General features: G+C 62.8%; 15 protein-coding genes and 1 tRNA gene. 12 read left to right on the top strand and 4 right to left on the bottom strand.

All coding sequences use genetic code 11. The features are described 5' to 3' along the window. Window positions 1-210: 210 nt before the first annotated feature. From H163_RS0117070 to H163_RS0117055, 4 genes are all read left to right on the top strand, one after another. Complete coding sequence (locus tag H163_RS0117070) at window positions 211-1,575, top strand: TolC family outer membrane protein (protein ID WP_026355976.1); 1,365 nt, start codon at window positions 211-213, stop codon at window positions 1,573-1,575. Between the two features lie 237 nt (window positions 1,576-1,812). Then, window positions 1,813-2,562, top strand: a complete 750-nt coding sequence (locus tag H163_RS0117065) for a PopZ family protein (RefSeq protein ID WP_019965827.1) — start codon at window positions 1,813-1,815, stop codon at window positions 2,560-2,562. Window positions 2,563-2,724: 162 nt separating this feature from the next. Next, window positions 2,725-5,556 (top strand): valine--tRNA ligase, encoded by a 2,832-nt coding sequence (locus tag H163_RS0117060; RefSeq protein ID WP_019965826.1) that lies wholly within the window; start codon window positions 2,725-2,727, stop codon window positions 5,554-5,556. A gap of 127 nt (window positions 5,557-5,683) precedes the next feature. Further along, entirely contained in the window at window positions 5,684-6,226 is a 543-nt protein-coding gene (locus H163_RS0117055) for a DUF2155 domain-containing protein (protein ID WP_019965825.1), read from the top strand. Window positions 6,227-6,382: 156 nt separating this feature from the next. On the opposite strand, the gene H163_RS0117050 is transcribed toward H163_RS0117055, so the two are convergent. Beyond that, window positions 6,383-6,976: a hypothetical protein gene (locus H163_RS0117050; RefSeq protein WP_026355975.1), complete on the bottom strand. Its 594-nt coding sequence runs from the start codon at window positions 6,974-6,976 to the stop codon at window positions 6,383-6,385. 705 nt (window positions 6,977-7,681) lie between these two features. On the opposite strand from H163_RS0117050, the gene hemA reads away from it, so the two are divergent. Further along, window positions 7,682-8,899 carry a 5-aminolevulinate synthase gene (gene hemA, locus H163_RS0117045; RefSeq protein ID WP_026355974.1) on the top strand — a complete coding sequence of 406 codons (1,218 nt, stop codon included), beginning with the start codon at window positions 7,682-7,684 and terminating at the stop codon, window positions 8,897-8,899. A 170-nt stretch (window positions 8,900-9,069) separates the two neighbouring features. Then, window positions 9,070-10,083 carry an SDR family NAD(P)-dependent oxidoreductase gene (locus H163_RS0117040; RefSeq protein ID WP_019965822.1) on the top strand — a complete coding sequence of 338 codons (1,014 nt, stop codon included), beginning with the start codon at window positions 9,070-9,072 and terminating at the stop codon, window positions 10,081-10,083. A gap of 134 nt (window positions 10,084-10,217) precedes the next feature. On the opposite strand, the gene H163_RS0117035 is transcribed toward H163_RS0117040, so the two are convergent. Continuing rightward, on the bottom strand, window positions 10,218-10,844 hold the full coding sequence (locus H163_RS0117035) for a TetR/AcrR family transcriptional regulator (RefSeq protein ID WP_019965821.1): 627 nt from the start codon (window positions 10,842-10,844) through the stop codon (window positions 10,218-10,220). A gap of 171 nt (window positions 10,845-11,015) precedes the next feature. Continuing rightward, window positions 11,016-11,510, bottom strand: coding sequence for a DMT family transporter (locus H163_RS0117030; protein ID WP_019965820.1), 495 nt, complete (start codon window positions 11,508-11,510; stop codon window positions 11,016-11,018). Between the two features lie 81 nt (window positions 11,511-11,591). Here H163_RS0117030 and H163_RS0117025 point away from each other — a divergent pair, with 81 nt between their 5' ends. From H163_RS0117025 to fhuB, 6 genes are all read left to right on the top strand, one after another. Beyond that, complete coding sequence (locus H163_RS0117025) at window positions 11,592-12,527, top strand: LysR substrate-binding domain-containing protein (RefSeq protein ID WP_019965819.1); 936 nt, start codon at window positions 11,592-11,594, stop codon at window positions 12,525-12,527. 258 nt (window positions 12,528-12,785) lie between these two features. Continuing rightward, window positions 12,786-13,259, top strand: coding sequence for an RNA polymerase sigma factor (locus H163_RS0117020; protein ID WP_244296084.1), 474 nt, complete (start codon window positions 12,786-12,788; stop codon window positions 13,257-13,259). Between the two features lie 117 nt (window positions 13,260-13,376). Next, on the top strand, window positions 13,377-14,351 hold the full coding sequence (locus H163_RS0117015) for a FecR family protein (RefSeq protein ID WP_051105420.1): 975 nt from the start codon (window positions 13,377-13,379) through the stop codon (window positions 14,349-14,351). Between the two features lie 164 nt (window positions 14,352-14,515). Next, window positions 14,516-17,014 carry a TonB-dependent siderophore receptor gene (locus H163_RS0117010; RefSeq protein WP_244296086.1) on the top strand — a complete coding sequence of 833 codons (2,499 nt, stop codon included), beginning with the start codon at window positions 14,516-14,518 and terminating at the stop codon, window positions 17,012-17,014. An 11-nt stretch (window positions 17,015-17,025) separates the two neighbouring features. Further along, complete coding sequence (locus H163_RS0117005) at window positions 17,026-17,910, top strand: ABC transporter substrate-binding protein (RefSeq protein ID WP_019965815.1); 885 nt, start codon at window positions 17,026-17,028, stop codon at window positions 17,908-17,910. Beyond that, complete coding sequence (gene fhuB, locus H163_RS0117000; RefSeq protein WP_019965814.1) at window positions 17,907-19,865, top strand: Fe(3+)-hydroxamate ABC transporter permease FhuB; 1,959 nt, start codon at window positions 17,907-17,909, stop codon at window positions 19,863-19,865. The genes H163_RS0117005 and fhuB overlap by 4 nt, the downstream gene beginning before the upstream one ends. 78 nt (window positions 19,866-19,943) lie before the next feature. On the opposite strand, the gene H163_RS0116995 is transcribed toward fhuB, so the two are convergent. Then, a tRNA-Asn gene (locus H163_RS0116995) sits at window positions 19,944-20,019 on the bottom strand. Between the last annotated feature and the right edge of the window lie 225 nt (window positions 20,020-20,244).

Raw genomic sequence — 20,244 nt, 5'->3', positions numbered from 1 at the left:
GAACATCGTTCAAGTCTCGCGCCCGGAAACTGCTGAAAAGCTGCAGTTTTCGGGCGCTTTACGTATGGCGTTACCTGTTGCAGCGCTGCCGCAGGGAGGAAGAAACGGATTCTTAATTTTCGGTGAGGGGTAGGCACGGCGCCGCAGCTGGTTATACTCCCCGCCAAATGACAGCACGGGTGGGGGCCCGTACATCGAGGGGCGTTTTCAGTGCGTTTTAGAGTATCCCTTTCTGCTGCTTTGCTTGGCATCAGTGCTTTCGCGCTTTCTTCGACCGCTCAGGCTGAAAGCATTTCCGAAGCTCTGGCGCTCGCATATGCCAATAACCCGACCCTGAATGCGGCTCGCGCTGCATTGCGCGCCACCGACGAGCGTGTCCCGCAGGCCCTTTCGGGCTGGCGGCCGACCATCACGGCCAACGCTTCGGCTGGATCTATCCGGACCTCCGCCAGCGTCGGCCCCGACAACATCCGCAACAATGCGTCGATGTCCCTCTCCATTCAGCAGGCGCTGTTCCGCGGTTTCCGGACGGTGAACTCGACCAAACAGGCCGAAGCGCTTGTGCGGGCCCAGCGGGAAAGCCTGAGCGCAACCGAGCAGGACGTGCTGCTCTCTGCGGCCCAGTCTTATGTGAACGTGATCCGCGACACCGCTCTTGTTGCCCTTCAGAGAAGCTCGATTGACTTCCTGCGTGAGCAGGTACGGGCATCGAAGGACCAGTTCGAGGTGGGTGAGGGCACCCGTACGGACGTGTCCCAGGCGGAAGCACGCTACGCAGAAGCCCAGGCCAGCCTCAACTCGGCCATCGCCAATCTCAATGCCAGCCGCGCCGTTTACGAGCAGATCGTTGGTATTGAAGCGCGCAACCTTTCGGCCTCCACGCCGGTCGGCAAACTGATCCCGCGTTCGGTCGAAGAAGCGATCCGTCTGGGCGAAGAGTACCAGCCGCTGCTGCGTCAGGCCCAGCATCAAGTTGATGCGGCCGCCTACAATGTGAAAACCATTGAGGGCGAGCAGCTTCCGACCGTGACGCTGGAAGGCAGCGTCGGCCGTGACTGGAAGCCGTCTCAGTCCATCAACGCCGTCAATTCCGCCTCCGTGGTGGGGCGCGTTTCCGTGCCGCTTTATCAGGGCGGGGCACTTTCCTCCCGCGTTCGTCAGGCGAAGGAAGAACTCGGCCAGGCTGAGATCCAGCTTGATGTGCTGCGCAACCAGATCCGGGCCAATGTGATCTCCGCCTGGGGTGACTATCAGGCCGCCGAGGCCTCGATCACGGCTGCTCAGGCCGCCGTGGAAGCCCAGCAGCTCGCTCTGCAGGGTGTCATCGAGGAGCAGCGTGTCGGTCAGCGTACGACGCTTGACGTCCTGAACGCTCAGCGCGAACTGATTACGCAGCGTTCAAATCTCGTCACGGCACAGCGCAACCGCATCGTCAGTGCCTACCAGCTGCTGTCGGCCGTTGGCCGTCTGGACGCTGAGTATCTCGGCCTGCAGGTGGCACGCTATGAGCCGACCGAGCATTACAGCAAGGTGCGCGACAAGTGGTTTGGCATGCGTACGCCGGACGGCCGCTGATGATTCGGCGCTGATCTGCGAAATTGCCATGAGTTCAGAGAACGCGCCCTTCCGGGGCGCGTTTTCCATTGGCAATACCGGTCTACCCGGCAAGTTTTTCCTATTAGAAGGGGATAAGGTGTCTGTGCCGCCCTGTCCGCCTATGATGTTGACAGGCGACTCAGCATAATTCCCTTAACCGAATCGTAACTTTCGAGTTCGGTGCCGGTGCGTATGTAATCAGTTCTGGGGGAACTCATGTCGAAGGCCAGTCAGGCGCAGGAACCCTCAATGGAGGAAATTCTCGCCTCCATTCGCCGGATCATTTCCGACGAGGAAACTCCTGCCGCCAGCAAGACGGCACCAGCAGCCCCGGAGCCCGTAGCCCCTATGCCGCAAGTCAATGAAATGCCTGAGGAAGAAGAAGCCGGCATGTCGCAGGATGACCTGGACAAGCTGTTCGATATGGCAGGCGATGATGATGATGACGGCGATGCTGCCATCGACGAAGATATTGCTGCCTTTGAGGCCGACGAAGACGTTGCCGATGACGACGTTCTTGAACTGACGGAAGAACTGGCTGTCGAGGAGGAAGAGGAAGAAGATCCCTTCGCCATGGTTGAGGGCATGCCAGATACGATGGACGATGATGCTGGCGACATCGGCTTCATGGAAGAAGACGACGAGCCTGCTCCGGCTCCGGCCCCGAAAGCTGCGCCGCAGCCGGCGCGCTCTTCCGTTGCCGAAGGTCTTGCGCCTGTATCGATGGACAATCTTGACCCGCTGGACGAGGAAACGCCCCTTGTCTCGGACATGGCCGGTGCTGCCGTCAGTGCTGCCTTCGAGAATCTGTCCAGCACCATCCTGTCGGCCAATGCCCGCACGCTGGAGGATCTGGTGAAGGACATGCTGCGCCCGATGCTGAAAAGCTGGCTCGATCAGAACCTGCCGGTCATGGTGGAGCGTCTCGTCCGCCAGGAAATCGAACGCGTGGTACGCAAGCGCTGATCTGCAGCGGCTTGGCATGTGCCATGCATGACCTGAACGCCGCCTGCGGGCGGCGTTGCCATTTCTGCTTCAGTTCAGTCCCCATTCTGCTCAGGATGTTGACTCGCTGCCCGCCATCCGATTTACACAGGCCCAGATAACGGAAAGTCCCGGGAAGCCCTCATGCTTGACAAGACCTATGACGCAGCGGCCGTCGAGCCGCGGATCACTGAAATGTGGGAAAAGGCCGGAGCATCGCGCGCCGGTGCCGGTGCTGCCGATGGTGCCCCGTCCTATACGATCGTGATCCCGCCGCCGAACGTGACGGGCTCCCTGCACATGGGCCATGCGCTCAACAACACGCTGCAGGACATCCTGATCCGCTTCGAGCGCATGCGCGGCAAGGACGTGCTGTGGCAGCCGGGCATGGATCACGCAGGCATTGCCACGCAGATGGTGGTGGAGCGCCAGCTTGCCGAGCGCAAGGAGCCGTCGCGCCGCGACATGGGCCGTGACGCCTTCATCGAGCGCGTCTGGAACTGGAAGGGCGAATCCGGCGGCATGATCTTCAACCAGCTGAAGCGCCTTGGCGCGTCCTGCGACTGGGACCGCGAGCGCTTCACCATGGATGAGGGCCTGTCGGCTGCCGTTCTGGAAGTCTTCGTGTCGCTCTTCCGCGACGGCCTGATCTACAAGGACAAGCGTCTCGTCAACTGGGACCCGAAACTGCTGACCGCGATTTCCGACCTGGAAGTCGTGCAGCAGGAGATCAAGGGCAACCTCTGGCACTTCCGCTATCCACTGGAAGGCGGTGCCACCTATCAGCATCCGGTTGCCTTCGATGACGAAGGCAATGCGACGGAGTATGAGACCCGCGATTACATCGTCGTGGCCACCACACGTCCGGAAACCATGCTGGGCGACACCGCCGTTGCCGTGAATCCGGAAGATCCGCGCTACAAGGACCTGATCGGCAAGCACATCATCCTGCCGCTGGTCGGCCGCCGCGTGCCGATCGTGGGCGATGACTATGCCGATCCCACCGCCGGTTCCGGCGCAGTGAAGATCACCCCGGCGCATGACTTCAACGATTTCGAAGTAGGCAAGCGCAACGATCTGCCGATGATCTCCATCCTCGACCGTGAGGCACGGGTCATTCTGGCCGAGAATGCCGAATTCCTCGCCGGTGTGCCGGCGTCTGAGATGCTGGATGCCACCATCGCCGCCTTCCACGGGCTGGACCGCTTTGCCGTGCGCAAGGCGCTTGTTGTGCAGATGGAAGAGCAGGGGCTCTTGGACCGCATCGAGGATCACACCCACATGGTGCCGCATGGCGACCGTGGCGGCGTGCCGATCGAGCCGATGCTGACCGACCAGTGGTATGTGGATGCCGCGACGCTGGCCAAGCCTGCGATTGCCTCCGTCCGCGAGGGGCGCACCAAGTTCGTTCCGTCCAACTGGGACAAGACCTATTACGAGTGGATGGAGAACATCCAGCCCTGGTGCATCTCGCGCCAGCTGTGGTGGGGCCATCAGATCCCGGCGTGGTATGGTCCCGATGGCAAGATCTTCGTCGAGAAGACGGAAGCCGAAGCCCTGAAGGCGGCCGCTGCCCATTATGGCAAGCCGGTTGAAATGGCGGCCATGGAACAAGCGCTGGCTGCCTGGGAAGCCGGGGCCGGGGAGAGCGTTCTCCTCTACCGCGATGAGGACGTGCTCGACACCTGGTTCTCCTCTGCGCTCTGGCCGTTCTCGACGCTCGGCTGGCCGGACAAGACACCGGAACTGGCGCGCTATTTCCCGACTTCGGTGCTGATCACCGGCTTCGACATCATCTTCTTCTGGGTCGCCCGCATGATGATGATGTCGCTGCATTTCATGAAGACCGAGCCTTTCGAGACCGTCTACATCCATGCCCTCGTCCGTGACGAGAAAGGGCAGAAGATGTCGAAGTCGAAGGGCAATGTCATCGACCCGCTGCAGCTGATTGACGAGTTCGGTGCCGATGCGCTGCGCTTCACGCTGGCGGCGATGGCAGCGCAGGGCCGTGACATCAAGCTGGCCACCAGCCGCGTCGGCGGCTACCGCAACTTTGCCACCAAGCTGTGGAACGCGGCCCGCTTTGCCGAGATGAACGGCTGCAAGCGCGTCGCCGGTTTTGATCCGGCCCGCGCCACCCATACGCTCAACCGCTGGATCGCCACGGAAGTCGGCCGTTGCGCCGAGGAAGTGCGCGAGGCGCTGGAGGCCTACCGCTTCAACGATGCGGCCAATGGCGTCTACCGTTTCGTCTGGAACACCTATTGCGACTGGTTCCTGGAACTGGCCAAGCCCGTGTTCAACGGCACGGATGAAGCCGCCAAGGCGGAAATCCGCGCGACCGCAGCCTGGACGCTGGACGAGATCCTGAAGATCCTCCACCCCTTCATGCCCTTCCTGACGGAAGAGCTGTGGGCCCGCCTCGGCGAGGAAACCGGTGCACCGGATCAGATTCTCATGCTCACCCGCTGGCCTGCCCCTGCGCTGGCAGATGCGGCGGCCGCCGAAGAGATCAACTGGCTGGTTGGCCTCATTTCCGAAATCCGCTCCGTGCGCTCGGAAATGAACGTACCGGCCGGTGCGCAGATCCCGGTGGTGATGGTCGGTGCCGGTGACGTAACGGTTGCGAGGGTGAAGACCCACGAGGCAGCCATCCTGCGCCTTGCCCGCGCTGAAAGCCTGACGCTGGCTGGTGAACTGCCGAAGGGCGCAGCGCAGATCATTGTTGGCGATGCCACCGTCTGTCTGCCGCTTGCCGGCGTCATTGATCTGGGGGCGGAAAAAGCGCGTCTCGCCAAGGACCTCGCCAAGCTGGAAGACGAGATCGGCCGCATCGAGAAGAAGCTCTCCAATCCGGCCTTTGTCGAAAAGGCAAAGGAAGAAGTTGTCGAGGGTGAGCGCGAGAAGCTGGCAGAGCTTTCTGCCCGCAAGACACAGGTGCAGACGGCGGTGAGCCGTCTGGCTTCGCTGGGCTGATAAACAGACTTGCGCGGCGGCGGAAACCGTTGCCGCGCAAGGGCTTGCCTTCCGGCAGCCGCAATCGGGTGTTACGCCCGCCAGAACAAGAGACTTGCCAGGGACAATCATGCGGCAAATCAACAGGATGAAGAGCACGCCGGTCTTCGGCACAGCCTTTGCTGGCGCCCTTTTCTGCGCCCTTGCCGCCGTGCCTGCGCGCGCTGATATCATCGAGAACCCGGTGGCCGTCTTCTCCGGTCTCGACAAGATCACCGGCCGTATCACCTCCTTTGATGTCTATATTGGCGAGACGGTCCAGTTCGGCGCGCTGCAGGTGACGCCGCGCGTCTGCCACACCCGGCCGCAGACCGAAAATCCGCTGACGACGGCCTTCGTGCAGGTGGATGAGGTAACGCTCAACAACCAGATCCAGCGGATCTTTTCCGGCTGGATGTTCGCCGCGAGCCCCGGCCTGCATGGCGTCGAGCACGCCGTCTATGACGTGTGGCTGACCGATTGCCGCCAGACCTCCACCGTGCCGCCCCCGGCCGGCTATTCCGGTCCCCCGGTAACTGTGGTGGAAGAGGGCGCAGACACACTCGGCGGCGGCGCGGCAGGCACTGGCGAACAAGCTGAGGGCGCAATGGGCACCGTGCCCGCACCGCGTCCCAAGCCGCCGCTGTTCTGATCATGCTGCCTGCCGGGGACGATCCGGCAGGGCCAGTGGCTGATCCCAGCCCTCAGGCGAAGTCTGATGATCTCCGCGCATGACGCCATGGCTTGCTCCCGCACGCAGGGGCGGAGCGATCAGCCTCGAGTGACACAAGTGCATTGAACGCCGGTATCAGACGGCAACCGTATCCACGATCCAGTTCCAGGCAACGCGCACCGAATCGGCAGCGCCCTGGAAGAGGGCGATGAGACCGTGCCAGACGGTTTCGCCCGCTTTGGCCAGCTGCAGCAGGATCGAAGGCTCCTGCGGCGGGGTCTGGACCAGCTCGACGGCAGTCTGGCCTTCCTGATCATCCACCACGCGGCGGGTGATCATCTGGCCTGCTTCAGCAGGAACGCGCGATTCGTCCTTCGCAGCGGCAAGTGTACCTTCCGGGGCGTTGAGCGGGCTCACCACGATGGCGCGGCCATCGGGCAGCAGATGGGTTTCGTTCTGCGCGACTTCTGACGCGTAGATGACTTCGCCCTCGGCGTCGATCAGTTCGACCCAGATGACCTTGCGGCCCTGAATGTCGACCGGTCCGACCCAGATGGAGGTGTCCTCACCGGCCGCAGGCCCGGCACCAAGGCTGGCGAGCGTGACGGAGAGATTGTCCTCAGGCAGCACATGCCGCTCCGACTTGGGGGCGGCGAGCGCGAGCGGGGCGGCAGAAAGCATGATGGCAACTGCCGGAATGATGGCTTTCTTCATGAGACGATGCGTCATTTTTGCCTCCCTCGGCATGACAGTCACGTCTGAGCACAGTTCACGGCACCGGATTTTTTTTAGACCTTAAGTACACCTCGTCTTTTTGACAGGTGACTTGCTAGGCCGGTTGCTGTGATGCAGCCATTATTACGCCATTTCCCTTAAGATAGATGTTATCCGAATCACAAAATGACGTGGTTTCTGATCTTCTCAGGCCGGCGGCGGCCGGGACTCGATGCCTCCGGTCTGGCTCAGTTCTTTGATTTCGCTCCTGTTTTCAGCGGTCCTGTTATCTCTGGCTGGAAAAAGACGTCAGCATCAACTCGGCGTGATGCCCGGCTTGTCCCAGATCAAAGTGTTAACGCGGACAGGAGGCTAAGGTTCCAGAATGATCGCCGGAAGAGAGGGCGGCGGGGCAAGTGTCTCAGAGTTGACCGGCCGGGCTCTTCTCCTGAAAAGAATTCTGTAACCCGGAATTAGAATAATGACAGCCTGCGGCATTTTAAACTATGTGTTGGAGCGCTACCTTGCGCTACATGGTGCGGGGTCACGAGGCTGTCAGGCTTCGTATCACAGGACGCGTGAGTGGGGCGGGGCAACTTCCCCTTATCAGATCCGCCTGGGAGGGCTGGCCATATGATGACCGGCTCTGGACACAAGGGCTTGCAGGACGCCAATGGCGGGCGCGGATTGCGTCTGCTTGAGAAGAAGAGGGAATACGCCATGGACTTCGAAAGCTTCTTTGCGCAGGCGCTGGACGGCTTGCGGGAGGATGGCAACTATCGCGTATTCGCTGATCTGAAGCGTCATTCAGGCGAATTTCCCAAGGCGACCCGTTTCCGCGAAGATGGCTCCACCCACGAAGTGACCGTGTGGTGCTCCAACGATTATCTTGGCATGGGCCAGCATCCGGATGTGGTTACCGCCATGAAGGATGCGGTCGACAGCTGCGGCGCGGGCGCTGGCGGCACACGCAACATCTCGGGCACCAACCACTACCATGTCCAGCTTGAGCACGAGCTCGCAGATCTGCATGGCAAGGAATCGGCGCTCATCTTCACCTCGGGCTATGTGTCCAACTGGGCTGCCCTCGGCACGCTGGCCTCGAAGATCCCCGGCTGCATCGTTTATTCCGATGCGCTGAACCATGCCTCGATGATCGAGGGCATCCGCCACAGCCGCGCCGAAAAGCGCGTGTGGAAGCACAACAGCCCGGAAGATCTGGAGCGCAAGCTCGCCGCTGATGATCCGGCTGCTCCCAAGCTGGTTGCCTTCGAGAGCGTCTATTCGATGGACGGCGACATCGCCCCCATCAAGGAAATCTGCGACGTGGCCGAACGCTATGGCGCGATGACCTATCTGGATGAAGTGCACGCGGTTGGCCTTTACGGCCCGCGCGGCGGCGGCATTGCCGAGCGCGAAGGCCTGATGGACCGTCTGACGGTGATCGAAGGCACGCTTGGCAAGGCTTTTGGCGTGATGGGCGGCTACATCACCGGCTCGCGCCAGCTCTGCGACTTCGTGCGCTCCTTCGCTTCGGGCTTCATCTTCACAACGGCGCTGCCGCCGTCACTGGCCGCTGGCGCCACGGCTTCGATCCGTCATCTGAAGCAGAGCACGGCCGAGCGTGAGGCGCATCAGGACCGCGTGGCCCGTCTGCGCAGCCTGCTGGACCGCCGTGGCATCCCGCATATGGACAATCCCAGCCACATCGTTCCGGTGATGGTGGGCAATGCATCCAAGTGCAAGTGGATCTCGGACATCCTGCTCGACAACTACGGCATCTATGTCCAGCCGATCAATTACCCGACCGTGCCGAAGGGCACCGAGCGCCTGCGCATCACGCCGACGCCGTTTCATTCGGACGCCGATATCGACCATCTGGTCGGCGCGCTGAATGCCTTGTGGTCGCGTTGCGCGCTGGCCCGCGCCGTCGCCTGACCGGGCAAGGGAATTGAACTCTACGGGAAGCGCTGGCTGCAAGGCTGGCGCTTTCTGTCTTTTCAAGGGCCGCCTTCACAGTCCGAATCCTTGGCGTGTCAGAGCCCGGGTGCTATGAGGGCTGTCACAAATTGGTTGCCGCTTTCGGGTTCTCCGTACGGGTTAAACATATGCGCACCGCCTTCGTGACCGGGTCGGCCGGCTTCATCGGATATTTTCTTTGCACCCGGCTGCTGGAAGAGGGGTTCCGCGTTATCGGCCTCGATGCCATGACGGATTACTACGACGTGCGGCTCAAGGAGCGGCGTCACCAGATGCTGCTGCAGAACGAGCATTTCACTGCCGTCACAGGCCGCGTCGAGGATGGTGAACTGGTGCGCTCGCTGTTCGAGGCCAACCGCCCTGACGTGGTCGTGCATCTGGCCGCCCAGGCGGGTGTGCGTTACTCCATCGAGGCACCGCGCTCCTATCTCGACAGCAACATTGCCGGCACATTCGAGATGCTGGAAGCCGCGAGAGCCTTTCCGCCGCAGCACCTGCTGATCGCCTCCACCTCTTCGGCCTATGGCGCCAACACGGACATGCCGTTTCAGGAGACTGTCAAGGCTGACCATCAGATGTCATTCTATGCGGCTACGAAAAAGGCCTGCGAGGTGATGGCCCATTCCTATGCCCATCTCTATGGCACGCCCATCACCATGTTCCGTTTCTTCACGGTCTATGGCCCCTGGGGGCGCCCGGACATGGCGCTGTTCAAGTTCACCAAGTCGATCCTCGAAGGCAATCCGATCGAGGTCTATAATTATGGCGAGATGAGCCGGGACTTCACCTATGTGGAAGACCTGGTGGAAGGCATCCGGCTTCTGATCGATGCAGTCCCGCAACAGCCTGAAGAGGGAGCGGCAGTGCCGGAGGGGGACAGCCTTTCTCCGGTCGCGCCCTGGCGTGTCGTGAACATCGGCAACTCGCAGAGCGTGGAACTGACGGAGTTCATCGCTGCCATCGAAGAGGCGACGGGCCGCACGGCGGAACGCAAGCTGATGCCGATGCAGGCGGGTGATGTGCCGGCCACCTGGGCCGATGCCAGCCTGTTGCAGACGCTCACCGGCTACCGCCCTCGCACAGGTGTGCGCGAAGGCGTGGCAAAGTTCGTCAAATGGTACCGTGAGTACTACAATGTCTGACCGAAGCGGCGCAGTCATACCGGCACTCGATGAGATTGACTCATCCAGTGCCGGTTAAGCCCGTGCGGCGCTTGAGCATTTTCAAGGCGTGATGCGTCAGCATCTCAGAGCCTTGGTATCAGACCCGCGCCCGGTCATGCCGCCTGCGTCTGAAGGCTCTCTGCACGTGCACTTTCCGGGGCAAGGCCGCGCAGGGCCATGTCGATGGATTGCCGGATCAGCGTATGCGGATCGCCGAGGTCTATTTCCGTAATGCTGAGCAGCAGCACGACTGCGCCATGGATGGCGCCCCACAGCAGGTGGGTTGCCAGGGCCGGGTCCATGCGGCGGATCGAGCCTTCCTCCATGGCTGACGCCATGCGGGCCTTGACCAGTTCATATCCCTTGAGATTTTCGGTCGTCCGGCACAGTTCAACCTGACGGCTGATCTCGATATCGAGAAAAATCAGCCGGAAGCGGTCCTGATCCTCCAGTGCGAATTCGCCATAGGAGAGAAGCAGCTCGCGCAGGATGTCGACCGAGGGCAGGGGCTTCGCGTTGATGGTCTGGGCGGTTGCGTTCAGCCTGTCAATGGCGCCGGAGCAATAGGCGATCATCAGATGCTGCTTCGTCGGGAAATAGCGGTAGAGCGCTCCTGCCGTCAGGTTGAGGCCTTCGGCCAGCTTGCGCATGGACAGCGCGGCATAGCCCTCGGCAGCAACGATGCGTGCGGTTTCAGCCAGAATGCGGGCCTGAACGGCTGCAAGCTCTTCATCTGTCATTGCGGGTCTTGGCATGATGTTACCTGATCGCGTTCAGTGAATAGGTTTAATAAACGCGTTTATATCTGGCCTTGAATCCGGTCAATAGAAAAACACCGTTGATCGATATTTTCTGAACGCGTTTACACTAAGCTCGGGGTTAGTGTTCAGGCAAGGGGCGCCGGTGCTGGATCAGTTTCCGCTACCTGATACTGACGAGGCCCGCAGGAAGGGGCCTGCCTGGATCAGAAGGACGCCTGCCACCACGAGCAGGATGCCGATGAGGCGTGAGGGCGAAATATCGCGGGCGCTGAAACCCATGAGACCGTAGGCATCGACCAGAAGCGAGGCGGCAAGCTGCCCGGCAATCACGGCGGTCATGAAACCGGCGGCACCAAGCTTCGGCGCAACCAGAATTGCGGCCGTAATGTAGATGACCCCGGCAAGGCCACCGGTCCAGATCCATCTGGGCTGTCCGGCAAGGTTGCCAAGGCTGGGGAACGGAACCTTCATGGCCAGCATCACCGGAATGACGCAGAGCATGCTCACACCAAGCGATACCGCGGTGGCCCAGAGCGGATGGCCGAGGGCACGGCCCATCGCGGCATTGGCTCCGGCCTGGAAGGGGACGACAGCGCCCGCAAGAAGGGCTGCGCCAAGAAGGGTGAAGGGGGCTTGAAACTGCATCGGATTGTCCTTTCTGATGAACTCTGGCCCCGGTTTAGATATAGTACTTGCGAATGTGAAATTCGTATCTGGCAGGAAAACATGCATCAGGCGCATAGTCTGAGGTCCGTTGACCTCAATCTTCTGGTGGTGCTGGACGCGCTTCTGACGGAGCGCCATGTTTCGCGCGCCGCCGCACGGCTGAACATGAGCCAGCCCGCCGTCAGCCACGCTCTTGCGCGGCTGCGGGAGCTGCTGGGGGATCCTCTGCTGGTGCGCCAGGGCGGCGGGCTTGTTCCGACCATCCGGGCGCTGGAAATCGCCCAGCCGCTGGCCGATGCGCTGGCCGGTGTGCGCAGCGTGCTGGGGCCGCAGGGTTTCGACCCGCAAGGCACCCGTCACCGGTTCCGCCTGTCCATGTCGGATTATGGCGGGGCCATGCTGCTGCCGAATCTGGTGCGCGATCTGCGGCAGCATGCGCCGGGCATAGACCTTGCGATCAGCCAGTTCAGCCGCGAAGCCATGGCCGCCGGTGTCTGCGATGGTGATCTGGATCTCGGGCTCGGGGTGTTTCCCGTTCTGCCGCCGCAGGTCAAATCGGAGCTGATCATCAACGATGACTATGCCTGCCTGCTGGACCGGCGTACGCTGGAGGGAAAGCCGTTGGATGCTGCGGCATATTTCTCGCGGCCTCATGCCATGGTCGCCATGCGTGATGACACCATCAACGAGGTGGACGAAACGCTTGCCCGTTCCGGCCACACCCGCCGGCTGGCGCTGGTGCTGCCGCACTGGGGCGTCGCGCCGGAGCTGATCGCTGACACGGACCTTATTCTCACGGTCGCCAGAGGCAGCCTGCGGGACCTTGTTCTGGGCGATCATCTGATCATCTTGCCGGCGCCCATTCCGCTGCCGCCCGTGCCCTACGTTCAGATCTGGCACAAGAGCCGCGACAGGGACCCGGCCCTGCGCTGGCTGCGCGCGCGGATCCTGCAGGCCGCAGGGCGGGGGGCAGAACTGCAGCGGAAGGATGGCTGAAGGGGCTGAAAAACCGCCCTTGCGGGCTTTCCCGGCAGGCCTGTTCAACAGTCCCCATGCAGTTGCTTATAAAACTGGATTTTTAAAGTAGACTTTTGCTAAAGACGGAACACGGCAGCGGGAATAACCCCATACGCTGCCTTGAGAGATTTCTGTCCGTTCGGGCCTGTGCGTGAGCGGCGAAGCTCCCGGCTGGTTCCCGCCCCGATTGGTTTCTGCATGGCCGTAGACAAGAAGAAGAGTATGCTTGACTGCTTCGTGTCCAGTTACACGGAGCTGTCGCGCCATCTCTCGCGCCGCTTCGGCCGTGATCTCGATCCGCAGGATGTGATGCAGGATACCTATCTGCGGCTTGAAGCCATTCCCGCCGAGAGCGACATCCGCAATCCGCGGTCCTATCTCTTCCGCATGGCGACCAATGTTGCAACGGACCGGCTCCGGGGGCAGCGCTCTGTGGTGGGCTACGCGCCCAGCGAGGAACTGGCCGCTGCCGTGGATGACAGCGCCTCGCCGGAGCAGATCGCCGATTACCGCCAGCGCCTCGTGCGCCTGCAGGAAGCCATCGCCGAGCTGCCGCCGCGCCAGAAGCAGGTGCTCCTGATGCACAAGTTCGATGGTCTGACGCACACGCAGATTGCCGCTGAACTGGGCATCACGAAAAGTGCTGTCGAGAAGCTGATCATGAAGGCGCTTGCGCATCTGCGCGACCGGATGGGTACACTCATTGACTGAATCCGGCAAAAAGATGCGCGATATGGGTGAGGTGAGGCGCTGCCTGATCCGTCTATGGGATGGATATGCGCGCAAGGGCGTGCCGTGCGGCCGCGCACGGGGAAACAGCCGGTGGCCATGATGGGTTCAACGAATACAGACAGACAGCAAAAGGCCCGCGATGAGGCCCTGACCTGGTTCGTCCGTCTCAACTCCGGTAACGCAGTTGAGGGCGACCGCGCCGGTCATGACCGCTGGATGGCTGCCGATCCGCTGCACCGGGCTGAATATGCGCGCCTCGCCGGCATCTGGGAGGATCTCGGCCGGATTGCGGATCCGCGCGAGGCCTTGGACCTGTCCGGGGCCATGGTTCCGCCCTCTGCCCGGAAGGGCTTCGCCTCGCGCCGCGCGTTCCTGTCCGCTGGTGCTGCAGCGCTGGCTGCCGCCGGTGTGGTGGCGGTTGCCGGCCCGCCGGACTTCCTGACGAGCGATCACTTCACCGGCACCGGCGAACAGCGCAGCCTGACGCTTGAGGATGGCAGCCGGGTGGACCTTGATGCAGACACCGCCATTGCGCTGGATTTCAGCGATACCCTTCGCAGCATCCGCCTGCTGCGCGGGCGCGCCTTCTTCGATGTGGCCAAAGATCCCGTCCGCCCCTTTACCGTGCTGGCGGCCGCCGGTTCCACAACCGCGCTGGGTACCCGATTCGTTGTTCATGAATGGGGCGGGGCTGTAACGGTTTCGGTGGAGGAAAGCGCCGTTTCGGTGGTCGGGCCGGACAAGTCGGACACTGTGGTGAAGGCAGGCGAGCTTGTCACCTATGACTCTGTGCATCTGGGCCAGATCCGGCCTGTGGACATGGAAGCGGAAATCGCCTGGCGGCGCGGCAAGCTGATCTTTGAAGACAGGCCGCTGCGGCAGGTGCTGGCAGATGTGAACCGCTACCGCTCCGGCACGATCCGGGTGACGGACAGCCGCCTGCTGAACATGCGCGTCAGCGGCATCTTCGACATCCGCAATCCGGACGGCGTTCTGGAGGCGATCCGCCAGACGCTGCCGGTGAGAAGCTTCCAGATCTCGCCCTGGCTGGTCGTTCTCCATCCGGTCTGATGCCGTCTGCCCTGGCCATGGCCGGAGAGACGCGCCCCGAAAACAAACCTGAAAATTATTTTCCACTTTGGGGGTGAGGTGTCCGGCCGTTGAAACCGTCCTTGCATCAGACGGGTGCGTTCGTGCCCGGACAAAAATGTAAATGCAAGAGTTGGACAGGGGTCATGGCAAAGCAGTTTGGGCAAAGGGCATCCAGGGCGCGGGCAGCGCGGATGGGCGGTTTCGGTCTGGCGCTGCTGGCGTCAACGGCGGTTTTCACCGCAAGTGTGATCTACACCGGCCCGGCAGCGGCGCAGCAGGCGGCCACTGTCAGTTACTCCGTTCCGGCAGGCCCGCTGGGCACGGCGATCTCCCGTTTTGGCGACCGGTCCAATCTGCAGGTGCTCTATCCGGCAGTTCTGGTGCAGGGCAAGACGTCGCCGGGCGTTTCCGGCACGCTGACGCCCTCCGAAGCGCTCAACCGGATTCTGGCTGGAACCGGCCTGTCCTACCGCTTTACCGCCGCCAACACGGTGACCATTGTTGATCCGGCCGCAGCCGCTGCCACGGGCGCCACGGTGGATGGCGCGACCCAGTTGCAGACGGTGACCATCGAGGGCGAAAACGCCTGGGGCCCGGTGAATGGCATCGTCGCCACCCAGAGCGCGACGGGAACCAAGACCGGCACTTCGCTCCGGAACACGCCGCAAGCCGTCAATGTCGTCACCCGCGACGAGATGGCAGAGAAGGGCGCTGCGACCATCACGCAGGCGATGCGCTACACGCCCGGCGTCGTTGCACAATATGCCGATACGGATGTGCGCCACGACTGGTTGACGGTGCGCGGCTTCACGCCGGGGCGCTACAAGGACGGCCTGCGCCTGCCTTTCGGTGCGCGCGGCTATTCCCAGCCGAGGATTGAGCCCTTCGGGCTGGAGCGCGCCGAAGTGCTGAAGGGGCCAGCGTCGGTTCTCTATGGTCAGGGCCAGCCCGGCGGCATGCTGAACATGGTCAGCAAGCGGCCGCGCAATGAGGAGATCCGCGAAGTCGAGCTGCAATATGGCAGCCACAACCGGTTCCAGACCGCTTTCGATTTTGGCGGCAAGCTGGATCAGGACGGTGCCATGCTCTACCGCATCGTCGGCGTGGGGCGCCTCAGCGACACCCAGTATGACCATGTGGAAGAGAAGAAGGGTTACATCGCCCCGTCGTTCACCTTCAAGCTGTTCGATGCCACGACGCTGACGGTTCTGGGCGAGTACCAGAAGATCGACTCCCCCGGCGGCGGCGGTGCTCCGGCGCTGCCCGCCAATGGCACGCTGTACACCGGCACCTATTCGGCCCTGCCGCGCAGCGCCTTCGTCGGCGAACCGGGCTATGACAAGTTCGAGAACGAGCAGGCCTTCATCGGCTACGAGTTCAGCCATGAGTTCAACGACACCTGGTCGTTCAGGCAGAACCTGCGCTACGGCTTTGTGGATACCGATACGCAGCGCGTTCAGGCTTTCTGCCTGTCGGCGCCCAGCTGCAACCCGTCCTCGCTGATGCGTTATGCCTGGGCCTTCCCGGAGACCTCGAACCTCTTCACGGTGGACAACAACGCAATCGCGCGGTTCAGCACCGGCGATGCGAAGCACACGATGCTGTTCGGCTTCGATTACTCCTACGAGGACAGCTCGTTCGAGGAATCGGCTCTGTCCGTGATCTCCCGGCCCTTCAACGCCTATAACCCGGTCTTCGGTGCGACAAACATCAATCGTCCGGCGACGGCGCTCTGGATCGATCAGCAGCGCTCGCAGGCCGGGCTCTATGCTCAGGACCAGATCGAGTGGAACAACTTCGTTCTGTCCCTTGGCGGGCGGTACGACTGGGCAGACACCGACACGCGCAACCGCACAGCCACGGCCAACACCGTTGTGAACCAGCAGGACGGCAAGTTCACCTGGCGGGCGGGTCTCGTCTACAATTTCGACAACGGCCTGTCGCCCTATGCCAGCTATTCGACCTCGTTCAACCCGGCAAGCGGTACGGATCGCGGCGGTTCGCCGTTCAATCCGACAACGGGCGAGCAGTTCGAGGCCGGGGTGAAGTTCCAGCCCAATGGCATGAACAGCTTCATCACGCTGTCGGCCTATCAGCTGACGCAGCAGAATGTGCTCACGCCTGATCCGGTCAACACGAGCTTCCGCGTGCAGACCGGTGAGGTGCGCATGCGCGGCATCGAGCTGGAAGGCAAGGCCGAGCTGGCTGCCGGTCTGTCGCTCACGGGGTCCTACGCCTATACGGACAGCGAGATCACCCGCGACAATGCCACCTCCAGCGGTGTCAGCAACAAGGGCAAGCGTCTGGCCTTCGTGCCCGAGCATCAGGCATCGATCTGGCTGGATTATACCGTCCAGTCCGATCAGGCCTGGGGCGGGCTCAGCTTCGGCGGCGGTACCCGCTACATGGGGCAGACCTTCGGCGACAATGCCAACGCCTTCGATGTGCCGGACTACACCCTGTTTGACGCGGCACTGCGCTATGACTTCGGCAAGGTGGATCCGAAGCTCGCCGGGCTGAAGACGTCGCTCAACGTCAGCAACATCTTCGACAAGAAGTATGTCTCCACCTGTCTCAGCACGACAGGCTGCTACTGGGGCGAGGGCCGCACGGTCTATGCCACGCTGAAATACAGCTGGTAATGCCGGATCGGATGATCTCCGGACCAAATGCTCTGACGCGGCGGCAATTTGCCGCCGCGTTGCTTGGGTTTGCATCCCTGCCGCTTCTGACCCGAACTGGCGGGGCAGGGGAGAGGCCGCTGCGCATCGCCGTGCTGGACTGGGCCTGGGCCGAAACGCTGCTGGCGCTGGGCGTGGCGCCTGCCGCGGTGGCGGAAGCTCCGCTCTATGGCGCGCGTGTCGTCAGCCCGGCGCTGGCGGAGGGCACCGTGGATCTGGGCCTGCGCTCCTGGCCCAACATGGAACTGCTCAGGGCCTTCCGGCCGGATCTGATTGTCACCCAGACCGGCTATGGCGTTCCGGCGGCCATGCTGGAGCCTGTGGCGCCCGTGCTGTCCCTGCCGCTCTACACACCGGAGCGCCAGCCGCTGAAACGGGCTGAGGAGGGACTTGAGGCAATTGCCACCCGCCTGCAGCGTCAGGAATCGGGCCGTGCCTATCTGAAACAGGCTGATCTCCAGTTCACAGCCTTGCGGAACGAGCTTCGTTCCTATGACTGCCGCCCTCTGCTGATCCTGAAATTCGCCAGTGACCGGCTCGCCGATATCTACGGCCCCGGCAGCCTCTTTCACGATGTGCTGGATCGTCTGGGTCTGCCGTCAGCATGGCGGCATAGCGGCAGTCATTGGGGCTTCTCGACCGCTGGCCTCGACGCGATTGCGGCCAACCCGGAAGCACGCATCATTATCATCGAGCCGGGTCCGCCGGAGGCGCTCGCCGCCAGCGGGCTGTGGCGGGCCATCCCGGCGGTGCGGGCAGGGCGCGTTGTCAGCATCCCGCCGGTCTGGGTCTTCGGAGCTTTGCCGTCCGCCCTGCGTTTTGCCGGTATTCTCACCAAGGCCCTGCAGACCTCATGACGCTTCGTCTTCCCTTGCTTCTTGCGGCGCTGCTGGTGCCTGCCGCCGTCCTGACCCTTGTGGCCTACAGTGCCCATGTACCCCTGTCTGCGCTGGGCGCGGCGCTGCTCACACCGGATCCGGCTGTCTTCGGGGAAATCTATCTGCATTATGCGCTGGTGCCGCGCCTTGCCGTGGCAGCGCTTGCCGGGGCCGCTCTGGCGCTGGCAGGAGTGGTGTTTCAGCAGGTGCTGAAGAACCCGCTGGCGGAACCTGCGACGCTCGGCCTTCTCTCCGGTGCGCAGCTGGGCATCATGGCGGCAACGCTGCTCGTGCCCGCACTCGCCATGTGGCAGCGCGAGGCGGCGGGGCTGGCCGGCGGCTTTGCTGCGCTGGCGCTGGTGGGAATGCTTGCCTCCCGGCACGGTTTTTCGCCGGTGACCCTGCTCTTGTGCGGCATGATCGTCAGCTTCTTTGCCGGATCGGCTTCCGTTGTGCTGGCCCTGTTCCAGCATGAATATCTGCGCTCGGTCTTCATCTGGGCCAGCGGCTCGCTGGTGCAGAATGATTTTTCCGATGCCTCGGCCCTGTGCGTCAGGCTTGCGGTCTGCGTGCCGCTGCTGGCGCTGCTGCTCAGGCCGCTGACGGTTGCCGGGCTGGATGATGCCAGCGCCCGCAGTCTCGGCCTCTCCATCCGCACGATCCGGCTTGTTGCCCTGTCGCTCGCCTGCTGTCTCTCCGCGCTGGTGGTGGTGCGGGTGGGCGTGATTGCCTTCGTTGGCCTTGCCGCGCCGCATCTGGCAGCACTTGCCGGTGTCCGGAGTTTTGCCGGGCGTTTTGTCTGGGCGCCGGTCATAGGTGCGGCGCTGCTGCTGCTTGCCGACAGCATCGTGCTGGCGCTGTCGGGCGTGATTGCCGAAGTCCCCACGGGAACAGCCACGGCCATGGCCGGAGCCGTTCTGCTGCTGGTGCTGCTGCGGCGGATGCCGGCGAGCACCCGGATCAGCGGTTCATACACGCCGCCGCTGTCAATTCCGGAAGCAAGTCGTCAGCGCCTCGTCCTGCTGCTGGCTCTGGCCTGTCTTGCGGGGCTCGTGCTCTTGTCCCTCACCAGCCAGCTGCATCCGGGGGGCCTCTCCGCCGGAGAACTGATGACAGGGCGCTGGCCGCGTGTGCTGGCCGCAGCCAGCGCCGGGGCCATGCTGGCGCTGGCAGGCGGGCTCATTCAGGCGATGACCGGCAATCCGCTCGCCAGTCCCGAAGGGCTGGGCGTCAGTTCCGGGGCAGGGCTGGGCATCACCGGGGCGCTGCTTTTGACCGGCTCCTTCTCGCCGCTCCTGCTGCTGGGGGGCGGAGCGGGCGGGGCGGTGCTCGCCTTCCTCTTCGTGCTGGCCATCACCCGCAAGTCCGGCCACGCACCGGGGCCGGTGCTGCTGGCCGGTGTTGCCATCGGCACGTTTGCCGCCGCGCTCATATCCTTCATTCTGGCCAGCGGTGATCCGCGTGCGGTCTTCGTGCTGGCCTGGTCCATGGGCCCGGCCTACCGCGCCGCCGGACTGACGGCCCTTGCTGCGCTGGGCATCCTGCTCGTTGTGCTGCTGGTGCTGCCGCTGATGGGGCGCTGGCTCGAAATTCTGCCGCTGGGCGACACAACAGCCCGCGCGCTGGGCCTTTCGCCCCGCCGCTCGCGCACCGTGCTTCTGGCGTTCTCGGCCCTGCTGACGGCCGCCGCGACGCTGATCACCGGTCCGTTGAGCTTCATCGGCCTGATCGCGCCCCATATTGCAGCCTCTGTGGCGCCGGGGCGTGCGCTGCTGCGGATCCTTTGTGCAGCGGCGATTGGCGCAGCGCTGATGGTCAGCGCAGACTGGCTGGGCCGCACGCTCGATTTTCCCTACGAGATCCCCGCCGGCATCCTCGCCTCCTTCATCGGCGGGCCGTATTTCCTCTGGCTGCTCTACCGCAAGCCTGGGTGAGGCGCAGTCTGCCGCACAAACGCAAAAAGCCCTGCCGTTGCGGGCAAGCTTTGGATTTTTCCAGGGAGGAGAAAAGGTTGGCTCCGCGAGCAGGACTCGAACCTGCGACCATTCGATTAACAGTCGAACGCTCTACCAACTGAGCTATCGCGGATCACCAGAAGGGCAGTGCCCTTTGCGGTGGCGGCTGTGTGCGCCGCCGTCGGTGAGAGGCGTATAACAAAGGCCTTGAGCATTTGCCAAGCCCTTTCTTCAAGAAAGTTTTCCACAGGGGCGGCTTTGGCGGAAATCTGCGGTCTTTCAACGGCTTGGGCCAGTGGATAACCCATCCGTGCCGGTCCTTGCACCCATTGCCCGGGATAAGGGGGCGGCGATTGCG

The organism is Pannonibacter phragmitetus DSM 14782 (assembly GCF_000382365.1).
GTDB classification, from domain to species: domain Bacteria; phylum Pseudomonadota; class Alphaproteobacteria; order Rhizobiales; family Stappiaceae; genus Pannonibacter; species Pannonibacter phragmitetus.
Note: the sequence above shows the minus strand (reverse complement) of the source record. Positions and strands in the feature narration are given on the sequence as shown.

Coding starts and splice junctions, on each gene's coding strand:
- H163_RS0117030 (WP_019965820.1), bottom strand. CDS start 11,510: ATGCAGTTTCAAGCCCCCTTCACCCTTCTTGGCGCAGCCCTTCTTGCG.
- H163_RS0117035 (WP_019965821.1), bottom strand. CDS start 10,844: ATGACAGATGAAGAGCTTGCAGCCGTTCAGGCCCGCATTCTGGCTGAA.
- H163_RS0117065 (WP_019965827.1), top strand. CDS start 1,813: ATGTCGAAGGCCAGTCAGGCGCAGGAACCCTCAATGGAGGAAATTCTC.
- H163_RS0117005 (WP_019965815.1), top strand. CDS start 17,026: ATGATCTCCGGACCAAATGCTCTGACGCGGCGGCAATTTGCCGCCGCG.
- H163_RS0117060 (WP_019965826.1), top strand. CDS start 2,725: ATGCTTGACAAGACCTATGACGCAGCGGCCGTCGAGCCGCGGATCACT.
- H163_RS0117015 (WP_051105420.1), top strand. CDS start 13,377: ATGATGGGTTCAACGAATACAGACAGACAGCAAAAGGCCCGCGATGAG.
- H163_RS0117025 (WP_019965819.1), top strand. CDS start 11,592: ATGCATCAGGCGCATAGTCTGAGGTCCGTTGACCTCAATCTTCTGGTG.
- H163_RS0117010 (WP_244296086.1), top strand. CDS start 14,516: ATGGCAAAGCAGTTTGGGCAAAGGGCATCCAGGGCGCGGGCAGCGCGG.
- fhuB (WP_019965814.1), top strand. CDS start 17,907: ATGACGCTTCGTCTTCCCTTGCTTCTTGCGGCGCTGCTGGTGCCTGCC.
- H163_RS0117040 (WP_019965822.1), top strand. CDS start 9,070: ATGCGCACCGCCTTCGTGACCGGGTCGGCCGGCTTCATCGGATATTTT.
- hemA (WP_026355974.1), top strand. CDS start 7,682: ATGGACTTCGAAAGCTTCTTTGCGCAGGCGCTGGACGGCTTGCGGGAG.
- H163_RS0117055 (WP_019965825.1), top strand. CDS start 5,684: ATGAAGAGCACGCCGGTCTTCGGCACAGCCTTTGCTGGCGCCCTTTTC.
- H163_RS0117050 (WP_026355975.1), bottom strand. CDS start 6,976: ATGACGCATCGTCTCATGAAGAAAGCCATCATTCCGGCAGTTGCCATC.